The following is a 26,572-nucleotide window of genomic DNA, read 5'->3' as shown; positions in this document are numbered from 1 at the left end:
TTTAAAAGTTAATCCGCTTACCTTTGCACCCAGAAAAAATAACCCCATTTTTCCTTTCTATAAAGATTAACAGATGGCGAATATTGGAAAGATCACGCAGGTAATTGGCCCCGTTGTAGACGTTAGCTTCGATGCTGAAGGCGCCAAATTGCCAAACATCCTTGATGCATTAGAAGTAACAAAAGAAAACGGCCAGGTAGTGGTGTTGGAGTGCCAGCAGCACCTGGGTGAAAACCGAGTGAGAACCATTGCGATGGATTCATCTGAAGGTTTAACCCGAGGTATGGACGTTGTAGATACAGGTTCACCAATTGCAATGCCTATTGGCGATGACATTAAAGGTAGACTGTTCAACGTGGTAGGTCAGGCCATCGATGGTATAGATCAGCCAAAAGGAGACAAAAAGCTGCCTATTCACAGACCTGCTCCAAAATTCGAAGATCTTTCTACATCTACAGAAGTACTTTTCACCGGTATTAAGGTAATCGACCTGATTGAGCCTTATGCTAAAGGTGGTAAAATTGGATTGTTCGGTGGTGCCGGTGTAGGTAAAACCGTATTGATTCAGGAACTTATCAACAACATTGCAAAGGCATACTCAGGACTATCTGTATTTGCCGGTGTGGGTGAAAGAACAAGGGAAGGAAACGACTTGCTTCGTGAGATGATCGAGTCTGGCATTGTAACTTACGGTGAAGACTTTATGCACTCTATGGAAGAAGGCGGATGGGATTTGACCAAAGTAGACAAAGAAAAATTGGCAGAATCTAAGGCTACCTTCGTGTTCGGTCAGATGAACGAGCCTCCGGGTGCAAGAGCCCGTGTAGCCCTTTCCGGACTAACCATTGCCGAATACTTCCGTGATGGAGATGGCGAAGGTCAAGGAAAAGATATTCTGTTCTTTATCGATAATATTTTCCGTTTCACTCAGGCAGGTTCTGAGGTGTCGGCCCTTCTTGGTCGTATGCCTTCTGCGGTAGGATATCAGCCTACACTGGCCACTGAAATGGGTGCCATGCAGGAGCGAATTACTTCCACAAAGAATGGTTCAATTACTTCTGTTCAGGCTGTTTATGTACCTGCGGATGACTTAACTGACCCTGCTCCGGCAACTACCTTTGCTCACTTGGATGCTACCACGGTACTTTCAAGAAAAATTGCTGAGCTGGGAATTTATCCTGCGGTAGATCCGCTCGATTCAACCTCAAGAATCCTGACTCCGGATATTCTCGGTGAAGACCACTATAACTGTGCTCAGCGAGTAAAAGAGACTCTTCAGCGATACAAAGAGCTTCAGGATATTATTGCTATTCTTGGTATGGACGAGCTTTCTGATGAAGATAAGCTTGTAGTTTCAAGAGCCAGAAGAGTGCAGCGATTCCTTTCTCAACCATTCCACGTAGCCGAGCAATTTACCGGTCTTAAAGGAGTATTGGTTGATATTAAAGATACCATCAAAGGATTCAACGAAATCCTGGATGGTAAGCACGATGATCTTCCTGAGGCGGCTTTCAACCTGGTAGGTACCATTGAAGAAGCCCGAGCTAAAGGAGAAAGACTGTTGGCCGAAGCTGCTAAATAATTGTGGCTATGCTATTAGAAGTTGTAACACCCGATAAGAAGGTTTTCGAAGGAGAAGCCAATGCCGTAACTTTTCCCGGAAGCGATGGTGAGTTTCAGGTATTAAGCGGACACGCCCCAATGATTTCTGCACTGGGCAGAGGTAAACTAACAATTAAAGCCTCCGGCAAAGAAGATGTAGTTATTATTGACGGTGGAGTGGTTGAAGTACTCAACAACAAAGTGGTGGTACTGGCCGAATCAGTAATCGAAGAGTAATTACTTAAACAATATTTAGAGCAAAAGAGGCTGTCTCAAAGGCTTTAAAGCTTTTGAGACAGCCTCTTTTTTTTGTGCTCATACGATTTAGTGCCCTATACTAATAGCCTGTTTGCCTATGATTTGTTCGAACAAGAGCCAATAAGACGACCCGTTGAGATATAAATCCGGATAGTGGGTTGCTAATGTCTTTAAATTAGATAGCTTGGACACTTTATAAGCACCATGAACCCCATAGTATTTCCATTTAACCAACCCACAAGACCTAATTTTTCAGAGTTTGTCTATTATGAAGGGTTCTTTACCGCTAGTGACGTAGAGAGAATAAAAAGCATGTGGGACTCTGAGAATGAGGAAAAGGCTACGCTGAGTGGAGCTAAGGAAGGAACAGATGACACACTACGGAAGACCAAGGTAACCTTTGTTAAGGAGCAACCAGATAGTATTTGGCTTTACCATAGACTGGGAGAGTTAGGAATACAGTGCAACCATGAACGATATGGGTATGATTTGCTCGGCTTTCACCATGAGCTCCAACTGGCCAGATACGGTGTTGGCGACTTCTTTGATTGGCACATGGATTTTGGTGCCGGTGAAATCTCGCATCGAAAGTTGAGTATTTCAGTTCAGTTATCCGGTTCTGAGGAATATGAAGGTGGAGACCTTCAGTTCATGATCAATCAGAATGCAGTAAGTGTACCCAGAACTAAGGGAACTGTAGTAATATTTCCCTCCTTTATACTTCATAGAGTAACTCCAATCACCCAAGGTCTTAGACAGTCCGTGGTGGCTTGGTTGGCAGGGCCGCCATATAGATAATTTAGATTTCGGATTTTCAGATGCGTTTTTAACTTGGTAGAATGAATGCTAAAAAACTTCCGCTCCTATTTCTTTTAATCATTTGCGTGGCTTTATCTTCTTGCCAGTCCGGTGACTCCGGTACTAAGGAGGTCAGGCCGGCCACAGCGTCACTAGTAAAGTGGCAGGAACTAGACACTCTGTCGTTAGATCGGATAAATGCGGATATTGAGGCGGGCAAACCAACCGTAGACGTAGGGATTTACTTTCCTTCTAATTTCGATCCCGATTATAAGAAGGTGACTATGGCCTCTATGCTGGAGAGTTTTTTGGCTGCCAAAGAAATCTACAAACCAACAGACCTGCAGTTAAACCTGTTGTTTGTAAAAACCGGAGAAATAGACCCTTCTTATTTGGCTATTCAAGCCAATGAAGTTCCCGGGGTGCCGGTAACTGAGTATGTAAATACCTATGAACATATGGAGCGACACCCGGCCAGGCTTACCGGGCATGCCCGCGAAGCGTTCGATGCTATTGTAGAGCCCGACCCACAGAATGACCGGACCATTTACCTCATCGCTCTTCAAGATGTTTTCTACCCGTTTTTGGAGGTGTCGGAAGGGAGAAACTGGACAGTGAAGTCCGTCCGCACAGGGGGACTGTCTTTTCCAACCTATTCCTACGGTAAAAACCTGCCACGCCATCTGAGAGGAGTGATCACCATTTCTAACCTCTCTAGAGGAGATCGCAGTAGAAGAACCATAGCCCATGAGTTAGGCCATAAGCTCATGAACGTGAGCCATGAATATAGAGAAACACATCCGGGCCATGAAGTTTATGCCGATGGCGGCCTGATGCTCTACGGAAATGGTGAAGAAATACCTTCCGGTAAAGAGGGAAGATGGCACTTGGAAAGGTTGCTTCTTTCTCCATTCATCTATACGTTCGATGCAGATGGGAGTAAAGTTTGGAATGAAGACTACCAGAATAGCGGCCATTATTACGATCCCATTTACGGGGATAAAGTTGTGCGATTTAAGGGAGTGCCGCCCATTGATCCTAATTGGTAGAAATATTCAAGCTTTGAAGAGTTGACTATTACAGGCAAAACTCTGCCTCTACACTCAGTTTAGTCCCAAAGAATTTTGCGATGAGCAAGCGGGTCAGGTCTGAATTGGCCTTTCGGATAAATTTTTGACGAATTGTTAAATGCAATATAGTTGCATTAGTGTTGTTTAACTATGTTTGCAACATAGTTGCATTTATAAAACCTAAGAACAACATGTTTAAAAAACCTATTCTTTATTTAGCTGCCCTTTTTCTGGTATTTAGTGCCTGTCAGGACGATGATTCTGAGCAGCCGAATCCAATTGTAGATGAGAGTCCGTTTATCAGAGTGTTACTTTCCGACCAGGATAATCCGGACTATTATTTTCTTAACCCTAAAACCAATAAAATTGAAGTCCATGCCGGGCAGTTTGCAGCCGGTCGACTTTATACCAGCCCCGGTAAGCGCTTCGCGGCTGTGATTAACACAGACGATAATTTGGTTTCTTTTTTCGATAGCGGAGTAGAGGCTCATGACGATCATGCCCACATTAAAGGCTCTCCTAAATGGGCTCTAACCAAAGCTCAAGGTTCAAGGCCGGTTCACTTTTACGGCCGAGGAGATGATATGCTCATTTTCAACGATGGTGATGGCACAATAGATCACGCTAAAGAAAGTACCTTGCATACGGCACCTACTACCCGAAACTTTAGCGTGGGAGTGGCACATCACGGTGCTCCTGCTTTGTTTAAGAACGGTACAATTGCAGTAACGGAAAAAGATGGCTCCGTGGCGGGTACCTTGCCGGAGCGAGTGAAGATTGTAGACATGCAGGGTAATTTACTTCATGCGTCAACCATTCAGACAGGAGGTATACATGGTGAGGCCGGAAATGGAGAAACGGTGCTTTTTGGTTGTAGAGAAGGTATTTTACAGGTAGATGATGATGGGGCGCAACGGGTTATTCCGAACCCGGCTTCGTTTGGAACCGGATGGATTGGCACGGTTCTCTATGGCGAAGCGAGTGGTAAGTTTATTGGGGTGCGCTCCCGAACTGGCCTCTACGAAATTGACCTCGAAGCAGGCGAAATAAAGACCATAGAAGAAAGTAGCAAACTCTATGGAGTTGCATATGACTGGCACGGGGAGCGGCTGGTAGTGATTTACTCCGATGGTTTAGTGAAGGTGCTTGATGGGCAGTCGTTTCAGACGCTCAGTTCAAAGGTATTACCTATCGATTTTCCGGCCAGTGGTTCTGTGGGCAACCCGGTTTTTTCAGCCTCAGAGGAGTTTTTGTATATAACCAATGGAATTGAAGGTAAGCTGAGTGTTTATGATATGGAAACGTTGGAGCTTGCTAAAGAACTTAACTTACCGGGTAAACCGGCCAGAATAGCTCTATTGGGAAGTGTGGCACATGATGAAGAATCCCACTAATTAAGTGAGGTTGTCTCAAAAGCTAACTGTCATTCCCGACAGCGATCGGGAATCTCCCCAAACTAACTCTGTAGGCCGAAAGAGATTCCCAGTCAAGCGGGGAATGACGAAAATAGTAGCTTTTGAGACAGCCTCTTTTTATGCTAATCGATGGCGAATTTTACTTGAATACTGGTTTCTACCCTCAGCTTATCAAAGGCAATGGCATCGGCCGCTCTTGATCCGTATAGAGCATCTGAATTTGCATCGATTTTCATTTCATATGCTCTTGGTCTGGAAATGCCGGGGTTGTCGTAGTCCTGAATATGAAGTACAGTGCCAAGTTGTCTGTCCAGAGCGTTTACAAGCATGGAGGCCTTTTGCCGGGCATTTGTAAGAGCCATCAGTTTAACCTCCATTTTCAATTCGTCTTCTTTAGAATATGACACACGTTCAAGGCCAATATTAGAAATACCGATATCGGCCAAATGGCTGATTACTTCTCCGGCCTGGGCCGCTGTTTTCACTTGTACAGTATATTCTTTTGAGGCAAACACATCGGTTCGTCTTAAAAAGTAGAATTGGAAGTTGCTGGTGAGGTCCTTGAGCGTAACTTGTTCTTTTAGGTCAATGCCTAATTTCTCCAGGGTGCGTAGCATTTTTCTTTCCAGAGTTTCTAACGATTCTTTGCCTTTGTTGTCCTTTTCGTTGAGTTGAACAGACAGGTAAATTTCGTCTGGTGTTACTTCTTTGAAAGCGACTCCGGTTACTTCAATGTAGTTCTGGTCAATAAAGTTTTTGGAATCTTGTGCCTGTACTAAAAAGGCTGCGAATAAGAGTATTAGGCTTATTGTATACTTTTTCATAGGATTCAATTTTATTTGAGATAGACAATTATTCTGCCAGTTTTGGTTGGAACTGGCCATTTAAAAACCATTTACCTACCTGCAGGTGTGAGTCCTCTTGCTAAATAGGTTGCCAGGAGCTCATGCCAGAATTTCCTCCTACCGATCTGGGCTCCACACCAATGGGATTCTGAAGAATAACCATTGGGAAGGGTTAAACGGAGTGATTGAAATCGACAGTGACTTAGTGCCTTATAGAGGCCATTTGTGTCTTCACAAATGGTTGTTAAAAGACGCTGTGAAGACACAGCTTGTGGCTAAGATTTATTCGAAAGCCCAACAAAAAAAAACGGTGATAGACGTGAGTAGGCGAGAGAAGGAAGTTCTTGATTTGATTGCCGAAGAGCTTACCCCGCGTCAGATTGCGGAGAAGCTGTGTATTAGCGAAAAACGGTTGAGGGACACCGCGAGAATTTACTGGCTAAGTTTCAGGTAAAGAATATGGCTGGATTGACTCTAAAAGCCATACGCTATGGCTACATCGATGCCATAAGATTCTGAATTGCCCCGATTTAGCGTAGACTATCGATGGTAATATTCACACTTCCATACAGAAAATGATCCTGAGCAATCATAGCACCAGGGGCAATAGTCTTATAATTCTCCCAGGTAAACTCCATGCCCCCCAGTGGCAAGATAGATACCCACATTTTTACGGCAACCGGCCTGTAGTTTTCATCCAGAATCCATACATAAGAGTCACCCGGAGTAGAGCCGCCTGAGGTATATGTGACTTTTAGACCCTGCCGACCATCTTTAAGTTGTACAATGCTCCTCTCCGTACCCGGATCAAAGGCCTTAAACGGAGCACAAAGCCAGAAGCTGTCGTTGTTAAAGAAATTCCAGGCCGTTTCAATCAATTCGTTGATCTGCTGTGAAGAATAGTTTTCACCACTCTGTACTATCCCCGATTTATCCGTAGGGTTTAGTATCACCTCGTGCTCGTCCCACTGCACATTCACAATGTGCTCTTGCCTGTTCCATTCGTAGTGGTGAATACCTTTAAAAGTCCAGCCAATGTGGGTAGTATTTTGCCAGACCTCATAATTCAACGACTCCATCATTTTCATAGCCAGCTCATCGGCCTCAGGACCGGTTTGCCCCTCGGGCTCTTTTTCGTTTTTCAAGAGATAGAAAACAAAAAGCAGGGCAATAAGGGCTACAAAGGCAATGCTGGCTATACGAAGAGTCTTTTTCATTCGGGCTTTTGAAACTAAGATAATGGATGTTTGAAACATCATGGTTGCCAAAACCTATTCAGGATAGATTTTGGCAATGAGTTGTGGGTGGGCTTCCCTGTGTGCGAAGGTGCTGCCAAAGCGCCTGCTTGAGTACTGAATACTCTAAAGGAGAGCTGCTTAGGAAAACATGTTGTTTATGTATTTGTCCTTCACCTTTACGTCATCCAGCGTAAGAAATTGCTCCCAGAACTGATCGTTGGGCAGCCCGGCCATAATAATGAGTGGTTCTTTTTTTACCGGATGTTCAAAGTAGAGCCTTCGGGCATGCAGGTTGATACTTTTGTCCGGATTGGGCTTGGGGAACCCATACTTTAAATCTCCGCGAATGGGACAACCAAACTCTGCCATATGTACCCTGAGCTGATGTGGCCGGCCTGTTAAAGGTTCAAGTTCTATGAGGTAGTGGTTATTCAGTTTGCCCATGACCCTAAAATTAGTTTCGGCCTTTTGCGATCCCTCTACCGGCTCAGCATAGGCCGTAACGGTATTCTTCAGGCCGTCTTTCTTAAGCCAACTCACCAGCTTGCCTTTATTTTGGCTGGGTCTTTTTTTCACCACGGCCCAGTAAGTTTTTTGCACTTTTCGGCTGGCAAAAATTTTATTCATCCTCTCCAGTGCTTTGGAGGTTCGGGCAAAAACCAATACCCCGCTAACCGGACGATCGAGCCGGTGAACAGGATGCAAAAACACCGCCCCTGGTTTATTATACTTTTCGGCAATGTATTCTTTGCAATAGTCTAAGAGGGTTTTGTCTCCGGTACTGTCTCCTTGTACCAGATAGCCTGCCGGTTTGTTCACAATCAGCAGGTGATTGTCTTCGTATAATGGTTGTACTATCTTTTCCATTAGAATTCGCTGGTAAAGTGGAACTGAATATCGGGAAAATTATCCTGAACCATTTGCAACCATGCTTTAGATTCGGCCATAAACACGAGTTTCCCGTCTTTGTCTCGTGCAATGTGTCTTTGCTTGGAGTTAATGAACTCGTTGAGCTTTTTCGGGTCTTTGGAAGAAATCCAGCAAGCCTTATAGAGCTGCATGGGGGCAAACTCTACCGATGCCCCATATTCATGCTTTAGCCGGTATTGAATTACTTCGAACTGAAGTTGTCCAACCACGCCTACTGCTTTTCTTGAGCCCAGTTCAAAGTTGAACAACTGGGCTACGCCTTCATCCATCAGTTGGTTGAGTCCTTTTTCCAACTGCTTGGTTTTCATGGCGTCTTTATTGATTACCTCTCGGAAAATTTCGGGAGAAAAAGCAGGTATGCCCCTGTAAACCCCTTTTCGGCCATTGGTAAGTGTATCGCCAATCTTAAAGTTACCCGTGTCATACAGACCAATAATATCACCCGGGTAAGCCTCATCTATGGTTTCTTTGTCTTGTGCCATAAAGGCAGTGGCTTGCGATATGCGAAATTTCTTGTCTTGCCGGGTATGATAGTAGTTGGATCCTCTTTCAAACTTACCTGAGCAAATGCGCAAGAAGGCGATGCGGTTTCGGTGTTTTGGATCCATGTTGGCGTGTATCTTAAACACAAAACCTGAAAACTCTTTGTCGGTAGGTTCTACCAGTTCGTCATCTAATTTTCTCGGTTTTGGATTAGGAGAAATCTTTAGAAAGGTGTCTAGCAATTCCTTCACTCCAAAATTATTCACAGCTGAGCCAAAAAAGACGGGGGCCACCTTACCACTCAGGTAATCATCTACATTCAGTGGGCCGTAAAGCTCGGTGAGCATTTCAACATCTTCTCTCAACTGTTGGGCATAGCGTTCGCCAATAATTTTCTCCAGTTCAGGCGAATTAATGTCAGAGAACTTGGTGGCCTCTTCGTGCAGTTGTTGTCCGCCTTTAAACAGCCTTAGGCTTTTATCATAGAGGCTATAAACACCCTGAAAGCTTTTTCCCATACCAATGGGCCAGCTTAGTGGGTGCACCTCAATATTCAGTTTGCCTTCAATTTCATCGAGCAGGTCATAAGGGTCTTTTCCTTCACGGTCTAGTTTGTTAATGAAAGAAATTACGGGAGTGCTTCGCATGCGGCATACTTCCATCAGTTTTTCAGTCTGAATCTCTACGCCTTTAACACAGTCTACCACCATTATTACAGAATCTACTGCGGTAAGGGTTCTGTAGGTGTCTTCGGCAAAGTCTTGGTGACCGGGGGTGTCGAGCAGGTTTATTTTAGTGCCTTCGTATTCAAAAGCCATTACCGAGGTGGCCACAGATATACCTCTCTGTTTTTCAATCTCCATCCAGTCGGAGCGGGCATGCATATCAATCTTGCTCGATTTTACGGCTCCGGCTTTTTGAATGGCACCTCCAAAAAGCAACAGCTTTTCCGTAAGAGTGGTCTTTCCCGCATCGGGGTGACTGATAATGCCGAAGGTTCTCCGTTTTTCTATCTCCTGCGCTAAACTCATCTCGTTGAAATTGAGGTGCAAAAGTACTTAAATTATGCTGCTTGGCACAAGGAAGTAAGAAATGTCATTCACCGGGTTTGCGCTTTCTTTTCCAGCGCTTATGGCTCCATAGCCAATATTTGGGTTCGTTCAATATGGTTTGCTCCAGTGCCTGAGTATGCATTTCAGTAATGGCGCCATGCGGCTCATCCAGTGGGTTTTCTGTCAAAAGTTTGAAAGTGGCCTCATGGTAGCCGCGCTTTATCTTGTCTATTTGGAAATAAACCACTGGAGCGTTGAGCTTCCGGGCAAATTTTTCCGGGCCAAAAGCCACAGCCGTTTCCTGATTTAAAAATGTAGTCCAGTATACCTTCTTAGCCAGGGTTGGCGATTGGTCTATGGCAAAGAAAATAGCCAAAGGAGTGGAGCAGTTGTCCAGTGCGCCCTGTTGTACCTGGCTTCGGGAGAACAGGTGCATTCCAAATTTTTTGCGACTTTCAAGAATCTTCTTCTCAAAGAATTTACTTTTTATGCGCTGGTAAATTCCGGCTGTTTGCATGGCCATACAGGCATTGACTGACATGGCCAAATACTCCCAGTTGTTATAATGTCCGCCTACCATAATTACACTGCGTCCTTCGGCCTGATAGCGGTCTGCTACATCGGGGTTTATAACCCTAAAACGGGCCAGTGCCTCCTCGTTGGTCATGGAGAAGGTTTTGAAGGTTTCGAAAAGACCATCGAAGAAATGGTGGTAGAATCCACTTCTTATTTCTTTTAGCTTTTCTTCGGAAATACCCGGAAATGAGCGTTTAAGATTGTTGGTTACTATTTTGGAACGGTACCTGAATACACGGAAGAGTAACAAATATGCAAAATCGGAGAAGGCATATAGCAGTGGCCAGGGTAGTAAGGAGACAGGTTTTAAAAACAGATAATAGAAGAGCCTCATCATTTGGGTTCAAAACTAACCATTGTCAGCATATCTTTCTGCACCTGGCTCTATTTTCTGTCAATGTGTCACCGTCTGTCACAAAAAATCAATTGGCATAACCCTTGTTCCATACGTGGCGGATTTTGAACTAGAAAATATTTATAGATAGATCATGGGAAAAATAATTGGAATAGACTTAGGTACTACCAATTCATGTGTTGCGGTGATGGAAGGTAACGAGCCTGTTGTGATCCCAAACAGTGAAGGCAGAAGAACCACGCCATCAATTGTGGCATTCTTGGATAATGGTAATGGAGAGAGAAAAGTGGGTGATCCTGCCAAGCGCCAGGCCATCACTAACCCAAAAAACACAATCAGCTCAGTGAAGCGATTTATGGGTAAGAAGTTTTCGGAAATGAGAGAAGAAACAAAAAACGTTTCTTACGAGCTTGAATCCGGAAGCAATGACACCGTACGGGTAAAGATTGGTGACAGAAAATATACTCCCCAGGAAATTTCGGCTATGATACTTCAGAAAATGAAGTCAACAGCTGAAGATTTCTTAGGGCAAGAAGTAAAAGAGGCAGTAATTACTGTACCGGCATATTTTAATGATGCAGAGCGTCAGGCCACCAAAGAGGCCGGTCAGATTGCCGGTTTGGAGGTGAAGAGAATTATTAACGAACCAACGGCCGCAGCTCTGGCTTATGGCTTAGACAAAAAAGATAAGGATCAGAAAATTGCCGTTTACGATTTGGGTGGTGGTACTTTCGATATCTCTATTCTTGAGTTGGGCGATGGTGTATTTGAAGTGAAGTCTACCAACGGTGATGTACACCTGGGTGGTGATGACTTTGATCAGGTAATTATCGATTGGCTGGCCGAGGAGTTCCTTAAAGATGAAGGCATAGATCTTAGAAAAGACGCAATGGCTCTTCAAAGACTCAAGGAGGCGGCTGAAAAGGCTAAAATTGAGTTGTCTTCTTCCAGCTCTACAGAAATTAACCTGCCATACATTATGCCGGTGGATGGTATTCCGAAACACTTGGTAAGAACCCTTTCAAGAGCCAAATTCGAGGCGTTGGCAGATAACCTCGTGAAGAGGTCTATGGAGCCTGTTAAGAAAGCTCTGGAAGACGCTGGCTATAGTACTTCTGATATCGATGAGGTAATTCTTGTGGGTGGTTCTACCCGTATTCCTAAAATTCAGGAAGAAGTTGAGAAATTCTTCGGAAAGAAGCCTTCTAAAGGAGTTAACCCCGATGAGGTGGTGGCCATTGGTGCGGCTATTCAAGGTGGTGTTTTAACCGGTGAGGTAAAAGATGTACTTCTGCTCGATGTTACCCCACTTTCACTGGGTATTGAAACCATGGGCGGAGTGTTCACTAAGCTTATTGAGTCGAACACTACCATTCCGGCTAAAAAATCGGAGGTATTCTCTACTGCGGCCGATAACCAACCTTCAGTTGAAATTCATGTGCTTCAGGGGGAAAGACCTATGGCCAAAGACAACCGAACCATTGGTAGATTCCACTTGGATGGTATTCCACCAGCCCCAAGAGGAGTGCCTCAAATTGAAGTAACTTTCGATATTGACGCCAACGGTATTATGAACGTTTCGGCCAAAGATAAAGGCACAGGCAAAGAGCAAAAAATCAGAATTGAGGCTTCTTCCGGACTTACCGATGAGGAGATCCAAAAGATGAAGCAAGAGGCTGAAGCCAATGCCGAGGCAGATAAAAAAGAAAAAGAGAAGGTTGAAAAACTAAACACTGCCGATGCCCTCATATTCCAGACAGAGAAACAGTTGAAGGAATATGGCGATAAGCTTTCTGAAGGCAACAAAAAGCCAATTGAAGAGGCTTTGGCCAAGTTGAAGGAGGTACACCAGAAACAAGACCTGGATGCTATTGACCCAGCTGTTGAAGCACTGAACAAGGCTTGGGAAGGAGCTTCTCAAGAAATGTATGCTGCTTCTCAGCAAGCTCAAGGCGATGCGCAACAGGCTGGTGGCGAACAAACTGCAGATAGCAGTGCCGGAGGCGGAACTGGCGATGTATCCGATGTAGAGTATGAAGAGGTGAAATAACCTTATTACTCGATAAACAATAGATTGAACCCTGACTTTGGAAGAAGTCAGGGTTTTTTGTTTGGTCTTTGCCTGCAAGTTGGCTTTGAAAAAGAGACACAACTGATGCACCCCCAGGTTCAAAGGCCATACTTCAATGAAGAAATTGAAACGATAAATAGACCTTTTGGTCTAATTGTATATATTTACAACATGAATACCCGCGAACGGCTGATTAGTATTACTTCCGACTTGATTAGGAAGAAGGGTTATTTTGGTACGGGAATCAATGAGATTCTTAAACAGGTAGCCGTGCCTAAAGGCAGCTTGTACCATCATTTTCCAAATGGTAAGGACGAGCTTATTCGTGAGGCGGTTTATTATGGAGGAGAAAGCCAAATGCACAAGTATGGCAATGCTCTGAGGGGAAAGCCTGCAGAAGAGGGTCTGGCGGCCATGATTGACGTGATGGTTGAAGAACTGACGGCATCTAATTTTGAGGATGCATGCCCAATTGCGGCTGTGGCCATGGCCTCAGGTTCTATAGACGATGACATTAGGGCTGCTTGTGCGAAAGTCTTTGTGGGTTGGCAGAACGATCTGGCCGGATACCTCGAACGAAGAGGGGTAGACAATGCCCAACAAAAGGCAGAAGAGCTCTATGCCATGTTTGAAGGTGCCTATGTGCTTAGCAAAGCACATAAGGATGTGAAGTATCTGCTATTACAGAAAAAGTTTATAGCAGTGATTTTGAATTCGTAATATTTTTTTCACCAAATATAGACCGACTGGTCTGTAAATTATGACCATGCATATGTACAATAAAAAACCTGTTTCTTCAGCCATAATTCGATTTCAGGATTGTGATCCTTTTGGTCACTTGAATAACTCCAAATACCTGGACTATATGATCAACGCCAGAGAAGATCATCTCATTCGTGAATACGATCTGGATATTTTCCGAATGGCCAGAACAGAGGGGAAGTCGTGGGTGGTTGGTCGCTCAGAAATAGTTTACATGAAACCGGCTCTGGTTATGGAGTCTGTGAAAATTCAGAGTCAATTGATCGATTTTTCAGAAAAACATGTTCAGGCTGAGATGATTATGTACAACGAGACTATGGATCAGGTTAAGGCAGTTCTATGGTCAAAATTCGTGCATTACGACCTAAAGGCCTTAAGAAGTGGAATTCATACTCCTGAGCTTATGGGGCTTCTGGAGCAGTTGCATGAGCCTTTGGAAGAACAACTATTGGAAGTAAGGGCAAAGAAATTGGCAGGGGTACAAATGACCCCGGCCATCAACTGATTTACTCATTTCTCATATTGAGATAGAGTTTGGCTAAAAGACCATCATACGGATGGTCTTTTTATTTGTCTCTGGCTCAAAATAGTTTAATAAGCAACTGCAGCGGCTTTTTTGTTAACCTCTGCCGGAATAGTTTTCTCAATAGCCGACTTGAAGCTGTCGTCATATATAAGAAACAGCCACTTGTTGTACTTGGGGTCATGAATACCCATTAGGAACTTCTGGCCTTTCACATTAATGTAGTTTTGAGACTTATTATAAACCACGTTTTCCTTGCCAAAATTGCTTTGCAGGGCGGGTACCAGCAAGGGAGCAATCCCTCTCAAATCATCTGTTGTTAGCGGAAGCTCCATCTCAAGATTGTATTTAATAAGAGCGTATTTACTTTCTTTTACTGTTGGTAGAGCTTTCTTATCGAGTACTTCCATATTTTTGAATTTCAGCTCAATACCCGATTGCTCCAGTAGCTCAAAAACCTGAAACATATCTTTTTTAGAGGTGTGCTCAAATACAGGCGGATACATAAAATCCAGCACTTGTGTATAGTTACGTTGCTTTATAAGAGTCAGGAATTGAGATACCTGAGAGTCTATGGCCGAGGCATCTTTAGGGTTTAACTGTTGCGCACTCAGAGCCACCGAACATACCGTTAGCAGCCCTATCAAAATCACTTTTTTCATCTTTAGTTAGGTCCTTTATCTTTTGACGATTTACTCTCCACTTTTGTGAACAATTGGAAGTTTTGTGTAGCTATCCAAAAACCGTTCCCTTGTTTGTACACATCCTTATATTTCTGCCATTTGCCCTCGTAGTAGTATATACCACAGCCGAGTTCTACCACATTTTCGGAATACAAAGTGGCCCTATGAGGAGGCGAGTCTATCCAACTTTGAACGATGTGATCGGCCAATTCAATATATGTACCAAACTGCCGGCCACCAACTGCATGTATATTTTCCGCAATATTAGGGTTTTTAATACCGGCTAGGGCCGCCCGATCTTCCGGGGTCCTGCGTTTTTTATTTTTGGGGTGAGTATGATCGAAAAAATCGTCTTTGGCCATATGATATGAATGATTATAGGCCATAATCTCCAAATTGGGCTGATGGTTTACAGGGTTAAGTCCTTTTTCTATACGGGCTTCGTTTGTCACATAAAATAGGGCCGCTTGCAGTAAAGGGTAGTCTACTTTCTCTTTATCAAGCCGCTTCTGAAATAACTTAAAGTCGCGAAAGTTACTGTCATTAATCTCTGAATACAGCGATTCTTTCCACTTGCGTTGTGCATGACTTTCTAAGGGTAGGGCTAATAGCAGCGATATGCAAAATGTGTATGTTAGTGACTTCATTGTTCAGAGGGGTTTTCCGGCTTTTGCTATCTCTTGTTAATTTAAGGAATGCGCAGATGATCTTGGCTGAAAAGCCCAATTAAAACGAAAAGAATTAAATTTGACCACATACCTCATAAGTTTCATGCGCTTATCAATTGTTTCAAAAACCCTGTTTCTGCTTGTCTTATTTTCGTTGTGGAGTTGCAGCGGTCATTTAGCCCGTTCTAAAAAAGTAGAGACTGTGGTGCAAACAGCCCGCTCATACATTGGTACGCCATATAAGTATGGAGGAACCACCCGAGTGGGAATAGACTGTTCGGCACTGCTTTATCACTCCTTTAGAAGTGTAAAAGTTAGTTTGCCTCGTACTTCAGAAGCCCAGGCCAAGCAAGGCAAGAAGGTAAAAATGAATGAATTAAAGGTTGGAGACATGGTGTTTTTTGCCACAGGTAAAAGCAAACGACAAATAAACCATGCGGGTATTGTAAGTAGAGTAGGCGGACGTTCTGAGGTTTGGTTTATTCATGCTTCTACCTCACTTGGTGTTACTGAAAGTAACCTGTATTCCCCTTATTATCTGGAGAAATTCAGGAGAGCAAGGCGCATGTTTTAAAAAGTATTGGCTTGTAAAACGGCCACAAAAAAAGCTCGTCATTTGACGAGCTTTTTCTTCACAGCACCTTAGAGACCATTTGTGAAGACACAAATGGTGGCAAAATAACGAAACATACGCCATGAGACTTAAGTAAGTAACCCTATAAACTTAAATCAAACCTCATACCCCCGTCTTAGGCGGGGGTCATATTATGAAAAAGGCATATATTTTTATAGCAATACTATTTTTTGGATGTAAAGAAGAGAAGGTTCTTTTTGATCAGAGTGATATTGAGGTGCCTAAAGTGTTCAAGCTCTCACCTGACAATAGTTGGGATTTCTTAAGAAACGAGTTGTCGCCCATTCGCGATCTTATATTAAAGGACTCGCTATTGATCATTAATAAAATCTTCCCAAGCCCATTCTATTATTCTGTTTACAATATCCGAACAGCAGAGAAGTTAGTTGAGTTTGGCGTACAAGGCCAAGGACCTGAAGAGTTACCTGATTACTCTAATGCAAACCTTAATAGTAAGAATGCAGATATATTAGAAATTATTGTCCCTAATGCCGGTGGAGCAATTTACTCAGTGGATTTAAAATCACTTAGAAACAAAGATGTCACTTTAAACAAAGTAGCAGAGTTGGGCTATAATCCATCTAATTTTGCCCATGTTGACTCAATATATGTAATTGATTTTGGAAATAGGTTTGACGTAGTGGATCGATTTGGCAATCATATTGAATCAGCTATCGACTATCCCTTTGAGAAGGAAACAGCCTTACCTGAGAAATTATGGAACTTAACCCATCAAGGGTTAATGAAGAAAAGGCCAATGGACAATAGGATCGTATTTGCTTCAATGTATGGTCCAAATATTGATTTAATGGAGTACTCAGAGCACCTCACTTCTCTCTTAAAAATACATGTACGTGAGCCTAAGGTTTTTGATAATTCGGGAAAACTTGCTTCGGGTGATGCCGAGTTGGTTGGGGTTACTGTATCCGATAAAAATGAAATGGCATTTATAGATGTAGAAGTGACCAACAGTTTTATCTATCTTCTCTACAGCGGTCGCTCTTATGAAAAAGATGGTGACGATGCCTTGCTTGGAAATAGCGTTTATGTTTTAGATTGGGATGGAAATTTTCTTGCCTTGCTAAGCTTGGAGAAGAATACTAGGGTTATTTCGGTTAACCAATCAGATGAGATTTTAATCGCTCTAGATGAGGAGAAAGAAACTACAAATCTTCTCGGTTATAAATTGCCAGATTTTGATAGTCCCAGGTGAGAAGTTCCTTTGGCAAAATAAGCTTTACTGTTCAACAGAGTAAGTATTTAGGATTTTTAATAATTCTGCCCGGCATAAGTTCTCTTTACTCTTCAACTTTGAATAGTGATGAGTAACTGGAGAATTGTATATAAAGTGCCGTTGGTTACTCTCTACAACTCAGAAGGTTCTGTATACACTACGATCTTTTAGGGGTAAGGGAAGACTACACGTTATATGTATAGCATCGCCTCATTGGCATAATGGACAGTACCGATGTCTATCGGATTAATAATTATAAGGGAGGATTCAGAACAGTGCTTTAAAGAAAAAAGCCCTGCATTTCTGCAAGGCTTTTGATGCTGTGGAGGATACCGGATTCGAACCGGTGACCTCTACACTGCCAGTGTAGCGCTCTAGCCAGCTGAGCTAAACCCCCAATGATTTGCGAAACCTTCTGCCAGCAGCACTTTTAAGGTACTTTTCTCGCTGACGAGCTTCGGCTATTGTATGGTAGTACTCGGTGTAAACAATCTCCCATGGCATTTTTGATTTGGTCGACTTTACCTTTCCTGCATTATGTTCTTTTTGGAGCCGTCTTTCGGGCTCTTCGCTCATTCCCACATATTGGGATTGATCTTTTTCACTTTTGAGTATGTAAACGTACATTCTCTCGTAGTAGCGCTCCCCGTCCGTACCGAGCGTTACGGCTCGGGCGGGTAGCCAGCTGAGCTAAACCCCCAAACGGAACGCAAATATAGTGGTTGAACTGAATACTGAAAATAGATTGTAGAAAAAATGCTTTTGAACCACACCGCTTACTTAAGAGTCGCTTCGATTGTGCTATAAATCGGAGCAGAAAGCAGTTGCTTAAGTAGTGGTAGCTGCTTCGTATCTAACTCTAAAAAATACCACCGGTTATTCGTATAGAGGCTTAATAGATGACTTTCTGATTCTATCTTGAAATACCTGCCCTTTTCTACAAATTCTACCGACTTGTATTTTGGGTTAGCAGCAAATACCGCCTTAAGGGTAGGAAAGTCTTCAGTAGAGTACATGTCTTGCTGAAAGTATACCTGTATGTTGGCCTTGTAGGTGCCAAAGTAAACTTCAGTACTTTGATCGCCATTTTCCTCAAGACCAAGATGGGTTATTTCAAACGCCTTCATTTTGTCGAACTGAATCTTAAAGCCCATGGACGAAATGGCTTCGAAGGCGCTTGTCATAGCTTCTTTTGGAAGCACTGTAAACAGCTGTGGGTAAATTCTATCCATAACAGCGTCCCAGTCCGACTCTCCAATAAGCTGCAAGTACTCTTTAAATTCTTTCTTTGCCTCTTTTGCCCGGGCTTTACTTTGTGCCCAGCCATTTGTGAAACATAGACTGCAGCTAAATACGGCAATCAGTACAAGTCTTTTCATGCTGTTTACTTTAAGGCTTCACTTATGGGTTGCCCAGTGGTGCCGCTAGGCATTCGTATGTTGAGTAGCATACTGATGGTGGGGGCAATATCGGTAATGTGTATAGGCCTAACGGATGTACCGGGCTCAATGCCCCAACCATAGAACATTATGGGGATGTGTGTGTCGTATGCCCATGGGTTGCCATGACCTGTACCTTTGGCACCTCCCCATTGCCAGGCAGGTTCCATCACCATTTTTACATCGCCACTTTCTTTGGGGTGATAGGCGTTCTGAATCAACGATTGCACATGGCTCTCATAGCCATTGCGAGTAAGGTCTATGCCCGGAACAGCCAGGTATATACCTGGAAATTGCATGGCGTGTTGAGCAACAAAAAGTTGCGCTTCATATAAGTCTACACCTTTGGTCTTTAGGGTGGAATGGTTGAAAAAGATGTCCATTCCTGTATTCTCGAACCACTCCGCTTCTCCAAAACGCTCGTTCATAGCTTGGGAAAGGTACTCTGAGAAGTTACGGCTGCCAAAATTGTCTGCCCGGAAGCCCAGATCTTTCATTCGGATAGAGTTTTCTGCCACGGCATGGTCAGCCGAAAGAAAAACCACATAGTTGCCTTTGCCTAACTTTTCATCGAGTTTGTTCAGCAAACGCTCAATTTCCCGATCCAGACGAACATAAGTGTCTTGCACTTCTTTGGATTGTGGACCAAAGTTATGGCCAATGTAATCGGTACTCGAGTAGCTTATGGCCAAAAAGTCAGTGACTTCATCTTCTCCGAGGCTTTCGCCTTCCAAAGAAGCCAGAGCCAGCTCGGTGAGTATGGTGTTTCCCCAAGGGGTGCTTGGCAGCAAGCCAAAGTTTCCGTTTTGTTCGCGAAGTTGTGCCAGATGATACGGAAAAGTAGGGTTTTCCTTGCCTCGAAAGCCACCTTCGTATTTAGAATTATCTTCTCCACTCTCAGTGTAGTTTTCTTCGGGGAGAAACAAAGCCCATGTGTTGTTGAGGTATTCATCGGCCAATTTTCGATCGTTGAATTGGCTTACCCATTCAGGGAGGGTTTTCATGTAGTAGGTAGATGTCATAAAGTTGCCGGTTTGGCTATCGTACCAGTATGAGCCATCGGAAAGATGGCCTCCCGGAAGAGCCGAACCTCGGTCTTTAATAGACATGGCCACTACTTTGGCTTGTTGCTGGGTGAACATTTTGAGTTCATCGGTAATGGTTGAACTATAGAGGTTGGCTGGTGAAATGCGTCCGTTTCTTACACTACCGCCAACGGCATTGGCTGTGGTATCTTCAGCACAGTATACTCCTCGCTTTAACAGACGGCTATACCAACTGTTGTTTACAATGCCGTGTATTGATGGAGTGGTGCCCGTATAGATTGAAGCATGCCCTGGTCCGGTGCTGGTAGTGGCATAGTTGTAATGTGCGTTTTTGGCCATAAAGCCTTCGTGCATCAGTCGCTTAAAACCTCCGGTACCAAAATCGTTTTCAAACCGCCATAGGTACTCTTGCTTCATTTGATCTACCACAATGCCCACCACAAGTTTGGGATTGGTGTTTTGTGCTTTAAGTGTAGCCAATGAAAGGCAGCATAGAAGGCTCAGCGTAATTTTTTTCATGAAGTATTAATTTGTAGGACAAGCTATTTTATAATATTCCTCTTGGCGGAAACTTTGTGTAAAGAGTTTATTACCCTTTTTGTCGTAGTATATAACTACATAAATGTTGGCTTCCTTCACCAACTTAACAGCAAAATAAACGGGGTTGGCCGGAGTGCCCAGAAGGCGTATAAAGGTGTAGGTAGGCTGAATTACTTCGCCCATGCTTTCACTATAAATACCTTGCCCGTTTACGGTGGTTATAAAAAGGGTTTTATCTTCTTCGCCCACATCGATGATTTCGAACGATTCGATCTGTTCGTAGAGCAGGTCTTCATTCCTGATGTTTTCCAACATCCACTCGTTTTCTATTCTTACCAGGGCAATGGAATCGTTGAAGTAAGTTACCTCATCGAACTCAAAGGCAGTGAGGGCTTTGCCTTCTTTGTTTACAAAGCCTTTGTACCGTCCCTGAGTGGCCACCAATACAGTATCTGAATATGGCTCGAGCAACTTATCGAACTTGGGGCCAATGTTAATTCCTCTGGTAGGGTTAATAACACCAAACTTTCCTTTGTCTAAGAGGCTTACATAGCCACTTTCGTTAGAGCCAATGCCATCGTACACAAAATTGAGCAGGTAGTGGCCGGTGCTATCGGCTAGTGCGGCATTTCTTTTTTGCAGGCGGATGAGGTTAGGGCCAAGTGCCGTTACTTCATTAAAAGTTGAGGAGAGAATTTCTCTGCCGAACTGATTATATATTTTCCGATACTTCTTTTCGTTGGAGAGCATAAAGAAGTCGTTCACAGCCGGATCTCCAGTTTTAATATAAGTTTGTGGTATAAGTAGCTTTGGTTCCCAGCCTTTTTCAAGAGCTATGCGTTTTCCATTTTTAAACTGAGCCCAATTTTTGTTTCCCTGCCATATAAGTGCCATGTTTTGGCCTAAAAGCTGAAGGGAGTCCAGGTTGGTCATAGGGGGCAGATCGCCAACCTGATCGTAGAGAGCCCATTGGTTGTTGAGCTTCGTAGCCAGCCATTGTTCGCTTTCTTTTACCTGCTGCAATTCCTGAGTAGCCAGTTGAGGGTATCGGTCGTGCAATACACGAATACCTTTGGAGCTTACCAGTTTCCAGCCATAGGGTTCGTCATATATTTCATAATTACCAAAAGGAATAATGACCCTTAGGCGTTCGTCTAATATGGCTTCTTGTCCTTTGCTGCTTACCCAAATGCGGCCATTCTCCAGCAGTTCAACTTCATCATAAGCCATTTCAATAGAAGGTGTTTCGCCATCAAGGGCGGGGTGCAGTACTTCCGGGGCCACCAAGGCCATGCGTCCATCTTTTTCTAACAGAATAAGGCTTGCCAGGGTATCTATTCGTGTGTAAGCATGAGGCAGATAACTGAGTCCATTAATGCTTGTGAGTCCGTACAGACCTTCGCTTTGGGTACGAATAAATGACTCGTTTAAAACCGCAATTTCTTCTTTGGGCTGGTCAATGATTAATTGCCCCGACTTGTGCATGAGGGTTTGCCCTTCATCGCCATAGAGCACTATAAAGCCATAGCCGGCATCTTTGGCATCGCTAATGTTGCCTGAATAAAGCAGTTTTCCATTTCGCGCAATAATGGCCCCGCTGCCGTTGTATTGCCCAATCACAAAATCGGTAGTTATGGGTTCACAAAGACAACGCTGCGGAATATCTGTGTACAGGGTTTTTAACTGAGATTGCCCTTGAGCATTTAGAAATTCTATGGTGTTTTCCGTGAGTTTGGGTATCCAATAGCCCTTTTCCAATAGCTGAATTTGCCTGATTGAATCCCCCCACAATGGCGAGGGGTAGAAATCCAGAAAGTCGTCAGTGCCAAATTTTTGTTTATACGTATGATACATGCGCTTATAGGCTATAGCCAGCAACTCTTCTGAGGGGTACTCTCTAAAGAAAGCAGCATAGTCATCGAGGCGGTTAGTGGCAGTACTTATTCGGAAGATTTCATGAACAATACTGTCCAAGTAAGGGGTGTCGGGGAATTCTTCCAGAAAAGTTTTGTAAGAAGCCAGCTTGCCATCGGTGGTGCGCTCCTTAAAAATGAGCAGTCGGTATAACGAGTCGGCTCTGGCATATTCTTTGGCTTTCGGATATTGCTCCATAAACTCCTTATAGGCTTGCCATGAATGCTCAGAGCTGGCTTTAGAAAAGGCAATGGAGTTGCGCAAATCTATGGCCTGTGTTACTTGCGAAGCATCGTTGTGGCGAGCAATAAAGGCGTTGTAGTTTTCTATACTATGTACACCTTTTACCTCTTCAAATTTCAGGCTGTCAATTCTGTCTTTGAGCTGTTCAAGCCTTGCCGAATCCACCATTACATCGGCCAGACTTTCCAGGTCTTTAGGGTTTTTAATGGTTTTGAATTGCCTGATGGATCTGTTCACCTGGTCATAGGCTTTGTCCGTATCATAGTGTTCCAGGTTCGGTTGGCTATAAATCTGAGCATATAGGAAATAGGCGGCAGGGTTAAGGCTGTCTTTTTCAACCGACTTAGCCAATGCTTCCAGGGCTTTGGTTATCTCGCCTTTCTCATAAAACCGGAAGGCTCTTTTGGGAATTTCCAAACTCCAAAAAGAAACGGCCAGAAGCAGCGCAGATATAAATAGTTTTGGGCTTTCAGTTCTCATAAGCACACCACGGCAGCAAAAATAATAAACCCTTTGGCATATGACTCGTTATTGGTCGTGTTTGCATTCATGGATTTTAGGCTTAAACGTTTTTCTTTGCTTCAGGTATGTCAATCAATTCCAGAATAGCAGAAATAATTAAGGCTTTTGGCGACAGTGAAAGCGCTTTTGCCAAGCGCATGGAGGTAAGCTCATCGGTGATGTTCAATTTGGTGAACCCTAAGGGAAGACTAAGCTACCCCAGTGGCCCGGTATTGGAAAAGTTACTTTCGTTGGAACTTGACGGCCAGCGCATATCGGCTGAATGGCTCATGCGTGGAGAAGGCGAAATGTTTGCAGCGGGCAGTGGGTTTAGAAGCCCGGAAGAGGCCCTGGATTATCTGAAAGAGGTGATCGATGAATTGAAAAAGGAAAAATAATTAGCCGCTGCCTATTAGTCTGGCATTGAATGACTTGTTAATTTTGAAACAAACTAAAACAACATGAAAAAGATATTTTTAGCTGTAGTAATGCTGGCCACTGTTTGGGCTTGTGCCGATAAGAAAACGGAGCAGACAGAGGTAAAAGCCGATAAGGCCGATGTAGTAGGGACTTACGGTGCCGAAATCTCAGAAGAAGGAGCCATTTCTGTGGAGTCTATGATGGCCAAACTGGAAACTTCCGATTCGGTGATGGTGAAGGTAAAAGGCGAAATTACAGCCACATGCGCCATGAAAGGTTGCTGGATGAACCTAGTGTTGCCCAACGGAGAAGAAATGAGAGTAACCTTTAAAGATTACGGTTTCTTTGTGCCGAAAGAGGGAATGGAAGGCAACTATGCCCTTATTGAAGGAATTGTTACCCGCACCCTAACTGATGTAGAAACATTGAAGCATTATGCCGCTGATGCCGGTAAGCCGGAAGAAGAAATATTGGCTATTACTGAACCAAAAGACGAACTTTCTTTTGTTGCCAATGGTGTAATTATTTACAAAGGAGAGCAAGCCGCTTCTGAATAAATAATAGTAGCCCCGTATAGCTGTCTCGTAAACCAGAATTGATGTCGTGCTGAACCCACCTGGTGTAGGTTGGATCAGGAGGATGTGAACAGGGTTTGCGAGACATTTTTTTTGTTTTCATGCAACCCCTTCGGGTTTAAGTTCATCTTAGAAATACTTGTAACGATTTCATAGTTCGCAAGTCTAACAACTACAGCATTATAACCCGAAGGTCATGTCAACAAACAAACTCAAAACTATTACCCTTACTTTATTTGCTTTACTTCTGGTGGTTCAGGGCAACGCCCAAACCATAGTAAAGGCTTCTGATATAATGGAAGCCCTGAAACGCGGTGAAGATGTGAGCTACTCCAATGCCACCATTGAAGGTGTGCTCGACTTTACGTTTATGGAAGAAAAACTACCGGAACTACCAACAAAAAGGCGATGGTGGCGCGATGGCGGAGATAACACCGTCAACGAATCCATAGAGAGCAAGGTGTCTTTTGTAAACTGCACATTCAAAGACGCTGTAATTGCATACTATCACGACAGAAGAACGGAATACACCTTCACGGCCGATTTTGAAAGAGATGTGCGCTTTGAGAATTGTACTTTTAGCCGTGATGCCATGTTCAAGTATTCCAATTTTGAAGGTGAGGCTATTTTTGCCGGCTCTACTTTTGAAGAAGAAACCACTTTTAAATACGCGGAATTTGAGAACAGAGCCGATTTTTCCAAAACAGTGTTCGATGAAGACGCTATGTTTAAATACACTAAGTTTAGAGATGGAGCCAATTTTAATGCAGCCAGGTTTGAGCGATCGCTCGATATGAAATACACCAAAGTACGTGGTAACCTGGACGTGAAGGATATGGAAGTACGCTGGGATATTATTACCAAGTATGCGGAAGTAAATGGGCGAAGTTTCTCCCGATATTTACTAGACAACTAGTTTGCCTAAATAGAAATGCGAAGAGCCGTTCCGAACAATCGGGATGGCTTTTTCTTTTGGTAGATGCTTTTTCTCTTTAGAAGATGTAGGGAAAGAGGGAGTACATATCGCTTCTATGATGGTAAATGTTGAGATATAATGTTCTTGCAGAGCACTTCTGCTCCGTCCAGGATATTGGCTGTGCAGTGGTTGAGAGCGTTAATCTACGAATAAGAGATGATCAGGAATTTATAGAGTTAGCTTCATGTTTAGCGATTATCCAGATAGATCTCAGCACAGAATTTTCGATGCCCGTCCACGGAGCGTATCCTATTTAGCTGGCTATCAATGACTAGTAATTTTGTTAGTTGGTCGTTCGCATTGAAGTTCCTGAACTGGCTTTCATCATAATCGAGCAAGATTGAATCACCTCTGAGTACGAAGCTACCCACAGCTGTATTGAAGCCATTGTACAGTATGCGGAAACGATTTTCTTTTTTATACAGGCCAATAAAATGAAGTTCATCACTAGCGGCAAAGATTAGCTCTTCTTTTTGATAGCAGCCCAATAATAGACCCAAAATGGTAAGTATGAGAGGTATGGTTTTCACCCTTTCCATTTTCTAAACTAATTCAAGAGCCCTATCCAAATCTCCAATCAAATCCTCTTTATTCTCCAGGCCTACCGAAATGCGCATGTCTCCGAGCGAAATACCCAGACTTGTAAACTGCTCCGGGCTCAACTCTTTCAGATAGCTAATGGCGGGAGCATAAATAAGGCTTTCGTGGCCGCCCCAGCTCACTCCCAGATGAAAGTATTTCAGGCTATTCACAAAAGTTTTGATTTTTTCCAAATCATTGGTTTTTAGCTGAAAGCTCATTAGCCCTGTAAAGCCTGTCATTTGTTTTTTGGCCAATTCTTTCTGATCGAACGAATTGGCTCCGGGATAACGAATCAACTGAACTTTAGGGTGATTTTCCAGAAAACGAGCCACGGCCTGTGCATTTTCCTGATGCTGTTTCATTCGAATAGGTAATGTTCTCAGGCTTCTCAGGAGCAGCCAGGCTTCGAAAGGAGCTATTTTGGCTCCAATCCACTCAAATTCCTTCAGCGAAATGGACTCCACATCTTCTTTGGTTCCAACAATCAATCCGGCCACCACATCGCTATGGCCGCCAATGTATTTTGAGCAAGAATGCATTTCCAAATCAATGCCCATAGCCAGCGGTTTCTGAAAAATAGGGCTCGCCCAGGTATTGTCGATCAGGGTTTTAATACCCCTGTCTTTCGCCAGTTGGGCGATCGCTTCAATGTCTTGTAGAGAAAAAACGGCCGAAGAAGGACTTTCCAGGTATATTAATCGGGTATTTGGCCGAATGGCATGTTCAAAGTCAGAGACTTCTTTACCGGTAACGTAAGTTACCTCCACATTGAACTTGGGCTTGAGGTAGGAAGATATGAAGTTGTTGGCCGGGCCATATAGATTTTTTATGGTCACTATGTGATCGCCTGCATTTACGCAGTGTAAAATAGCGGCAGAAATGGCGGCCATTCCAGAAGGAAATAACTGCGCTTTTTCTCCACCGCAGAGTGCCGCCAACTTCTCTTCAACCAACTTTACCGTAGGGTTTCTTCCTCGGGTATAAATAAAGCTGTCCATTCGGTGGTCAAAGGCTTCATCTATAGCATCCCAGTTTTCGAAGGTAAAAAGTGAGTTCTGAAAGATGGGAGGCACAACGGCCCCATTAGGGTTTCTTTCGGAATCATGCGCCAGCAGGGTTTCAATATTTGCTTTGTTCAT

The 26,572-nt window shown here is 43.6% G+C and carries 27 protein-coding genes and 1 tRNA gene; 14 read left to right on the top strand and 14 right to left on the bottom strand.

All coding sequences use genetic code 11. The features are described from left to right. Positions 1 to 73: 73 nt before the first annotated feature. From atpD to B3O12_RS14930, 5 genes are all read left to right on the top strand, one after another. Positions 74 to 1,582, top strand: a complete 1,509-nt coding sequence (gene atpD, locus B3O12_RS14950) for a F0F1 ATP synthase subunit beta (protein WP_286756881.1) — start codon at positions 74 to 76, stop codon at positions 1,580 to 1,582. An 8-nt stretch (positions 1,583 to 1,590) separates the two neighbouring features. Beyond that, positions 1,591 to 1,839 (top strand): ATP synthase F1 subunit epsilon, encoded by a 249-nt coding sequence (gene atpC / locus B3O12_RS14945; protein WP_189628445.1) that lies wholly within the window; start codon positions 1,591 to 1,593, stop codon positions 1,837 to 1,839. Positions 1,840 to 2,064: 225 nt separating this feature from the next. Further along, positions 2,065 to 2,658, top strand: a complete 594-nt coding sequence (locus tag B3O12_RS14940) for a 2OG-Fe(II) oxygenase (RefSeq protein WP_286756879.1) — start codon at positions 2,065 to 2,067, stop codon at positions 2,656 to 2,658. Between the two features lie 41 nt (positions 2,659 to 2,699). Further along, positions 2,700 to 3,707: an ImmA/IrrE family metallo-endopeptidase gene (locus B3O12_RS14935; protein WP_286756878.1), complete on the top strand. Its 1,008-nt coding sequence runs from the start codon at positions 2,700 to 2,702 to the stop codon at positions 3,705 to 3,707. Between the two features lie 212 nt (positions 3,708 to 3,919). Further along, entirely contained in the window at positions 3,920 to 5,122 is a 1,203-nt protein-coding gene (locus B3O12_RS14930; protein ID WP_286756877.1) for a YncE family protein, read from the top strand. A gap of 143 nt (positions 5,123 to 5,265) precedes the next feature. On the opposite strand, the gene B3O12_RS14925 is transcribed toward B3O12_RS14930, so the two are convergent. Then, positions 5,266 to 5,967 (bottom strand): SIMPL domain-containing protein, encoded by a 702-nt coding sequence (locus B3O12_RS14925; RefSeq protein ID WP_286756876.1) that lies wholly within the window; start codon positions 5,965 to 5,967, stop codon positions 5,266 to 5,268. A 202-nt stretch (positions 5,968 to 6,169) separates the two neighbouring features. Between B3O12_RS14925 and B3O12_RS18765 the strand changes: the two genes are divergently transcribed. Beyond that, positions 6,170 to 6,442 carry a LuxR C-terminal-related transcriptional regulator gene (locus B3O12_RS18765; protein ID WP_349675968.1) on the top strand — a complete coding sequence of 91 codons (273 nt, stop codon included), beginning with the start codon at positions 6,170 to 6,172 and terminating at the stop codon, positions 6,440 to 6,442. A 76-nt stretch (positions 6,443 to 6,518) separates the two neighbouring features. Here the strand turns inward: B3O12_RS18765 and B3O12_RS14920 are convergent, their stop codons facing one another. The 4 genes from B3O12_RS14920 to B3O12_RS14905 all read right to left on the bottom strand — a co-directional run bounded on the left by B3O12_RS14920 (position 6,519) and on the right by B3O12_RS14905 (position 10,604). Then, a complete protein-coding gene (locus tag B3O12_RS14920) occupies positions 6,519 to 7,205 on the bottom strand; it encodes a hypothetical protein (protein WP_286756875.1) in 687 nt (228 codons plus the stop codon). A gap of 159 nt (positions 7,206 to 7,364) precedes the next feature. After that, complete coding sequence (locus tag B3O12_RS14915; RefSeq protein ID WP_189628438.1) at positions 7,365 to 8,093, bottom strand: RluA family pseudouridine synthase; 729 nt, start codon at positions 8,091 to 8,093, stop codon at positions 7,365 to 7,367. Then, entirely contained in the window at positions 8,093 to 9,670 is a 1,578-nt protein-coding gene (locus B3O12_RS14910; protein ID WP_189628437.1) for a peptide chain release factor 3, read from the bottom strand. The genes B3O12_RS14915 and B3O12_RS14910 overlap by 1 nt, the downstream gene beginning before the upstream one ends. Positions 9,671 to 9,734: 64 nt before the next feature. After that, a complete protein-coding gene (locus B3O12_RS14905) occupies positions 9,735 to 10,604 on the bottom strand; it encodes a lysophospholipid acyltransferase family protein (protein WP_286756874.1) in 870 nt (289 codons plus the stop codon). A 151-nt stretch (positions 10,605 to 10,755) separates the two neighbouring features. Between B3O12_RS14905 and dnaK the strand changes: the two genes are divergently transcribed. From dnaK to B3O12_RS14890, 3 genes are read left to right on the top strand one after another with little or no spacing between them, the layout of a single operon-like run. Further along, the gene (dnaK, locus tag B3O12_RS14900; protein ID WP_286756873.1) at positions 10,756 to 12,672 is read left to right on the top strand and encodes a molecular chaperone DnaK; all 1,917 of its coding nucleotides are present in this window, start codon (positions 10,756 to 10,758) and stop codon (positions 12,670 to 12,672) included. A gap of 24 nt (positions 12,673 to 12,696) precedes the next feature. Beyond that, positions 12,697 to 13,413, top strand: a complete 717-nt coding sequence (locus tag B3O12_RS14895) for a TetR/AcrR family transcriptional regulator (RefSeq protein ID WP_286756872.1) — start codon at positions 12,697 to 12,699, stop codon at positions 13,411 to 13,413. A gap of 52 nt (positions 13,414 to 13,465) precedes the next feature. Continuing rightward, on the top strand, positions 13,466 to 13,960 hold the full coding sequence (locus B3O12_RS14890) for an acyl-CoA thioesterase (protein ID WP_286756871.1): 495 nt from the start codon (positions 13,466 to 13,468) through the stop codon (positions 13,958 to 13,960). An 86-nt stretch (positions 13,961 to 14,046) separates the two neighbouring features. Here the strand turns inward: B3O12_RS14890 and B3O12_RS14885 are convergent, their stop codons facing one another. Together B3O12_RS14885 and B3O12_RS14880 are read right to left on the bottom strand one after the other, a co-directional pair. Then, positions 14,047 to 14,640: a hypothetical protein gene (locus B3O12_RS14885; RefSeq protein ID WP_189628432.1), complete on the bottom strand. Its 594-nt coding sequence runs from the start codon at positions 14,638 to 14,640 to the stop codon at positions 14,047 to 14,049. A 2-nt stretch (positions 14,641 to 14,642) separates the two neighbouring features. Further along, the gene (locus B3O12_RS14880) at positions 14,643 to 15,308 is read right to left on the bottom strand and encodes a CAP domain-containing protein (RefSeq protein WP_189628431.1); all 666 of its coding nucleotides are present in this window, start codon (positions 15,306 to 15,308) and stop codon (positions 14,643 to 14,645) included. 124 nt (positions 15,309 to 15,432) lie between these two features. Here B3O12_RS14880 and B3O12_RS14875 point away from each other — a divergent pair, with 124 nt between their 5' ends. Together B3O12_RS14875 and B3O12_RS14870 are read left to right on the top strand one after the other, a co-directional pair. Beyond that, positions 15,433 to 15,903, top strand: coding sequence for a C40 family peptidase (locus B3O12_RS14875; RefSeq protein ID WP_189628430.1), 471 nt, complete (start codon positions 15,433 to 15,435; stop codon positions 15,901 to 15,903). A 193-nt stretch (positions 15,904 to 16,096) separates the two neighbouring features. Further along, positions 16,097 to 17,176: a BF3164 family lipoprotein gene (locus B3O12_RS14870; protein ID WP_286756870.1), complete on the top strand. Its 1,080-nt coding sequence runs from the start codon at positions 16,097 to 16,099 to the stop codon at positions 17,174 to 17,176. Between the two features lie 344 nt (positions 17,177 to 17,520). On the opposite strand, the gene B3O12_RS14865 is transcribed toward B3O12_RS14870, so the two are convergent. The 5 genes from B3O12_RS14865 to B3O12_RS14845 all read right to left on the bottom strand — a co-directional run bounded on the left by B3O12_RS14865 (position 17,521) and on the right by B3O12_RS14845 (position 22,859). Next, positions 17,521 to 17,594: transfer RNA gene (locus B3O12_RS14865), tRNA-Ala, on the bottom strand. Continuing rightward, positions 17,585 to 17,824: a GIY-YIG nuclease family protein gene (locus tag B3O12_RS14860; RefSeq protein ID WP_286756869.1), complete on the bottom strand. Its 240-nt coding sequence runs from the start codon at positions 17,822 to 17,824 to the stop codon at positions 17,585 to 17,587. The genes B3O12_RS14865 and B3O12_RS14860 overlap by 10 nt, the downstream gene beginning before the upstream one ends. A gap of 149 nt (positions 17,825 to 17,973) precedes the next feature. Beyond that, the gene (locus tag B3O12_RS14855) at positions 17,974 to 18,576 is read right to left on the bottom strand and encodes a hypothetical protein (protein ID WP_286756868.1); all 603 of its coding nucleotides are present in this window, start codon (positions 18,574 to 18,576) and stop codon (positions 17,974 to 17,976) included. A 5-nt stretch (positions 18,577 to 18,581) separates the two neighbouring features. Next, on the bottom strand, positions 18,582 to 20,201 hold the full coding sequence (gene pafA, locus B3O12_RS14850; protein WP_286756867.1) for an alkaline phosphatase PafA: 1,620 nt from the start codon (positions 20,199 to 20,201) through the stop codon (positions 18,582 to 18,584). 6 nt (positions 20,202 to 20,207) lie between these two features. Further along, complete coding sequence (locus B3O12_RS14845) at positions 20,208 to 22,859, bottom strand: WG repeat-containing protein (protein ID WP_286756865.1); 2,652 nt, start codon at positions 22,857 to 22,859, stop codon at positions 20,208 to 20,210. 107 nt (positions 22,860 to 22,966) lie between these two features. Between B3O12_RS14845 and B3O12_RS14840 the strand changes: the two genes are divergently transcribed. The 3 genes from B3O12_RS14840 (at position 22,967) to B3O12_RS14830 (ending at position 24,791) form a co-directional block, all read left to right on the top strand. Next, the gene (locus B3O12_RS14840; RefSeq protein WP_189628419.1) at positions 22,967 to 23,278 is read left to right on the top strand and encodes a hypothetical protein; all 312 of its coding nucleotides are present in this window, start codon (positions 22,967 to 22,969) and stop codon (positions 23,276 to 23,278) included. Positions 23,279 to 23,341: 63 nt separating this feature from the next. Further along, entirely contained in the window at positions 23,342 to 23,857 is a 516-nt protein-coding gene (locus tag B3O12_RS14835; RefSeq protein ID WP_286747370.1) for a DUF4920 domain-containing protein, read from the top strand. Between the two features lie 214 nt (positions 23,858 to 24,071). Further along, positions 24,072 to 24,791, top strand: a complete 720-nt coding sequence (locus B3O12_RS14830) for a pentapeptide repeat-containing protein (RefSeq protein WP_189628417.1) — start codon at positions 24,072 to 24,074, stop codon at positions 24,789 to 24,791. Positions 24,792 to 25,039: 248 nt separating this feature from the next. On the opposite strand, the gene B3O12_RS14825 is transcribed toward B3O12_RS14830, so the two are convergent. Together B3O12_RS14825 and B3O12_RS14820 are read right to left on the bottom strand one after the other, a co-directional pair. Continuing rightward, positions 25,040 to 25,390, bottom strand: coding sequence for a hypothetical protein (locus B3O12_RS14825; RefSeq protein WP_286756864.1), 351 nt, complete (start codon positions 25,388 to 25,390; stop codon positions 25,040 to 25,042). A gap of 3 nt (positions 25,391 to 25,393) precedes the next feature. After that, on the bottom strand, positions 25,394 to 26,572 hold the full coding sequence (locus B3O12_RS14820) for a trans-sulfuration enzyme family protein (RefSeq protein ID WP_286756863.1): 1,179 nt from the start codon (positions 26,570 to 26,572) through the stop codon (positions 25,394 to 25,396).

It is taken from the genome of Roseivirga sp. UBA838, from assembly GCF_002296035.1.
Classification (GTDB): domain Bacteria; phylum Bacteroidota; class Bacteroidia; order Cytophagales; family Cyclobacteriaceae; genus Roseivirga; species Roseivirga thermotolerans.
The sequence above is the reverse complement of the archived record's forward strand: the minus strand, read 5'-3'. Positions and strand labels throughout refer to the sequence as shown.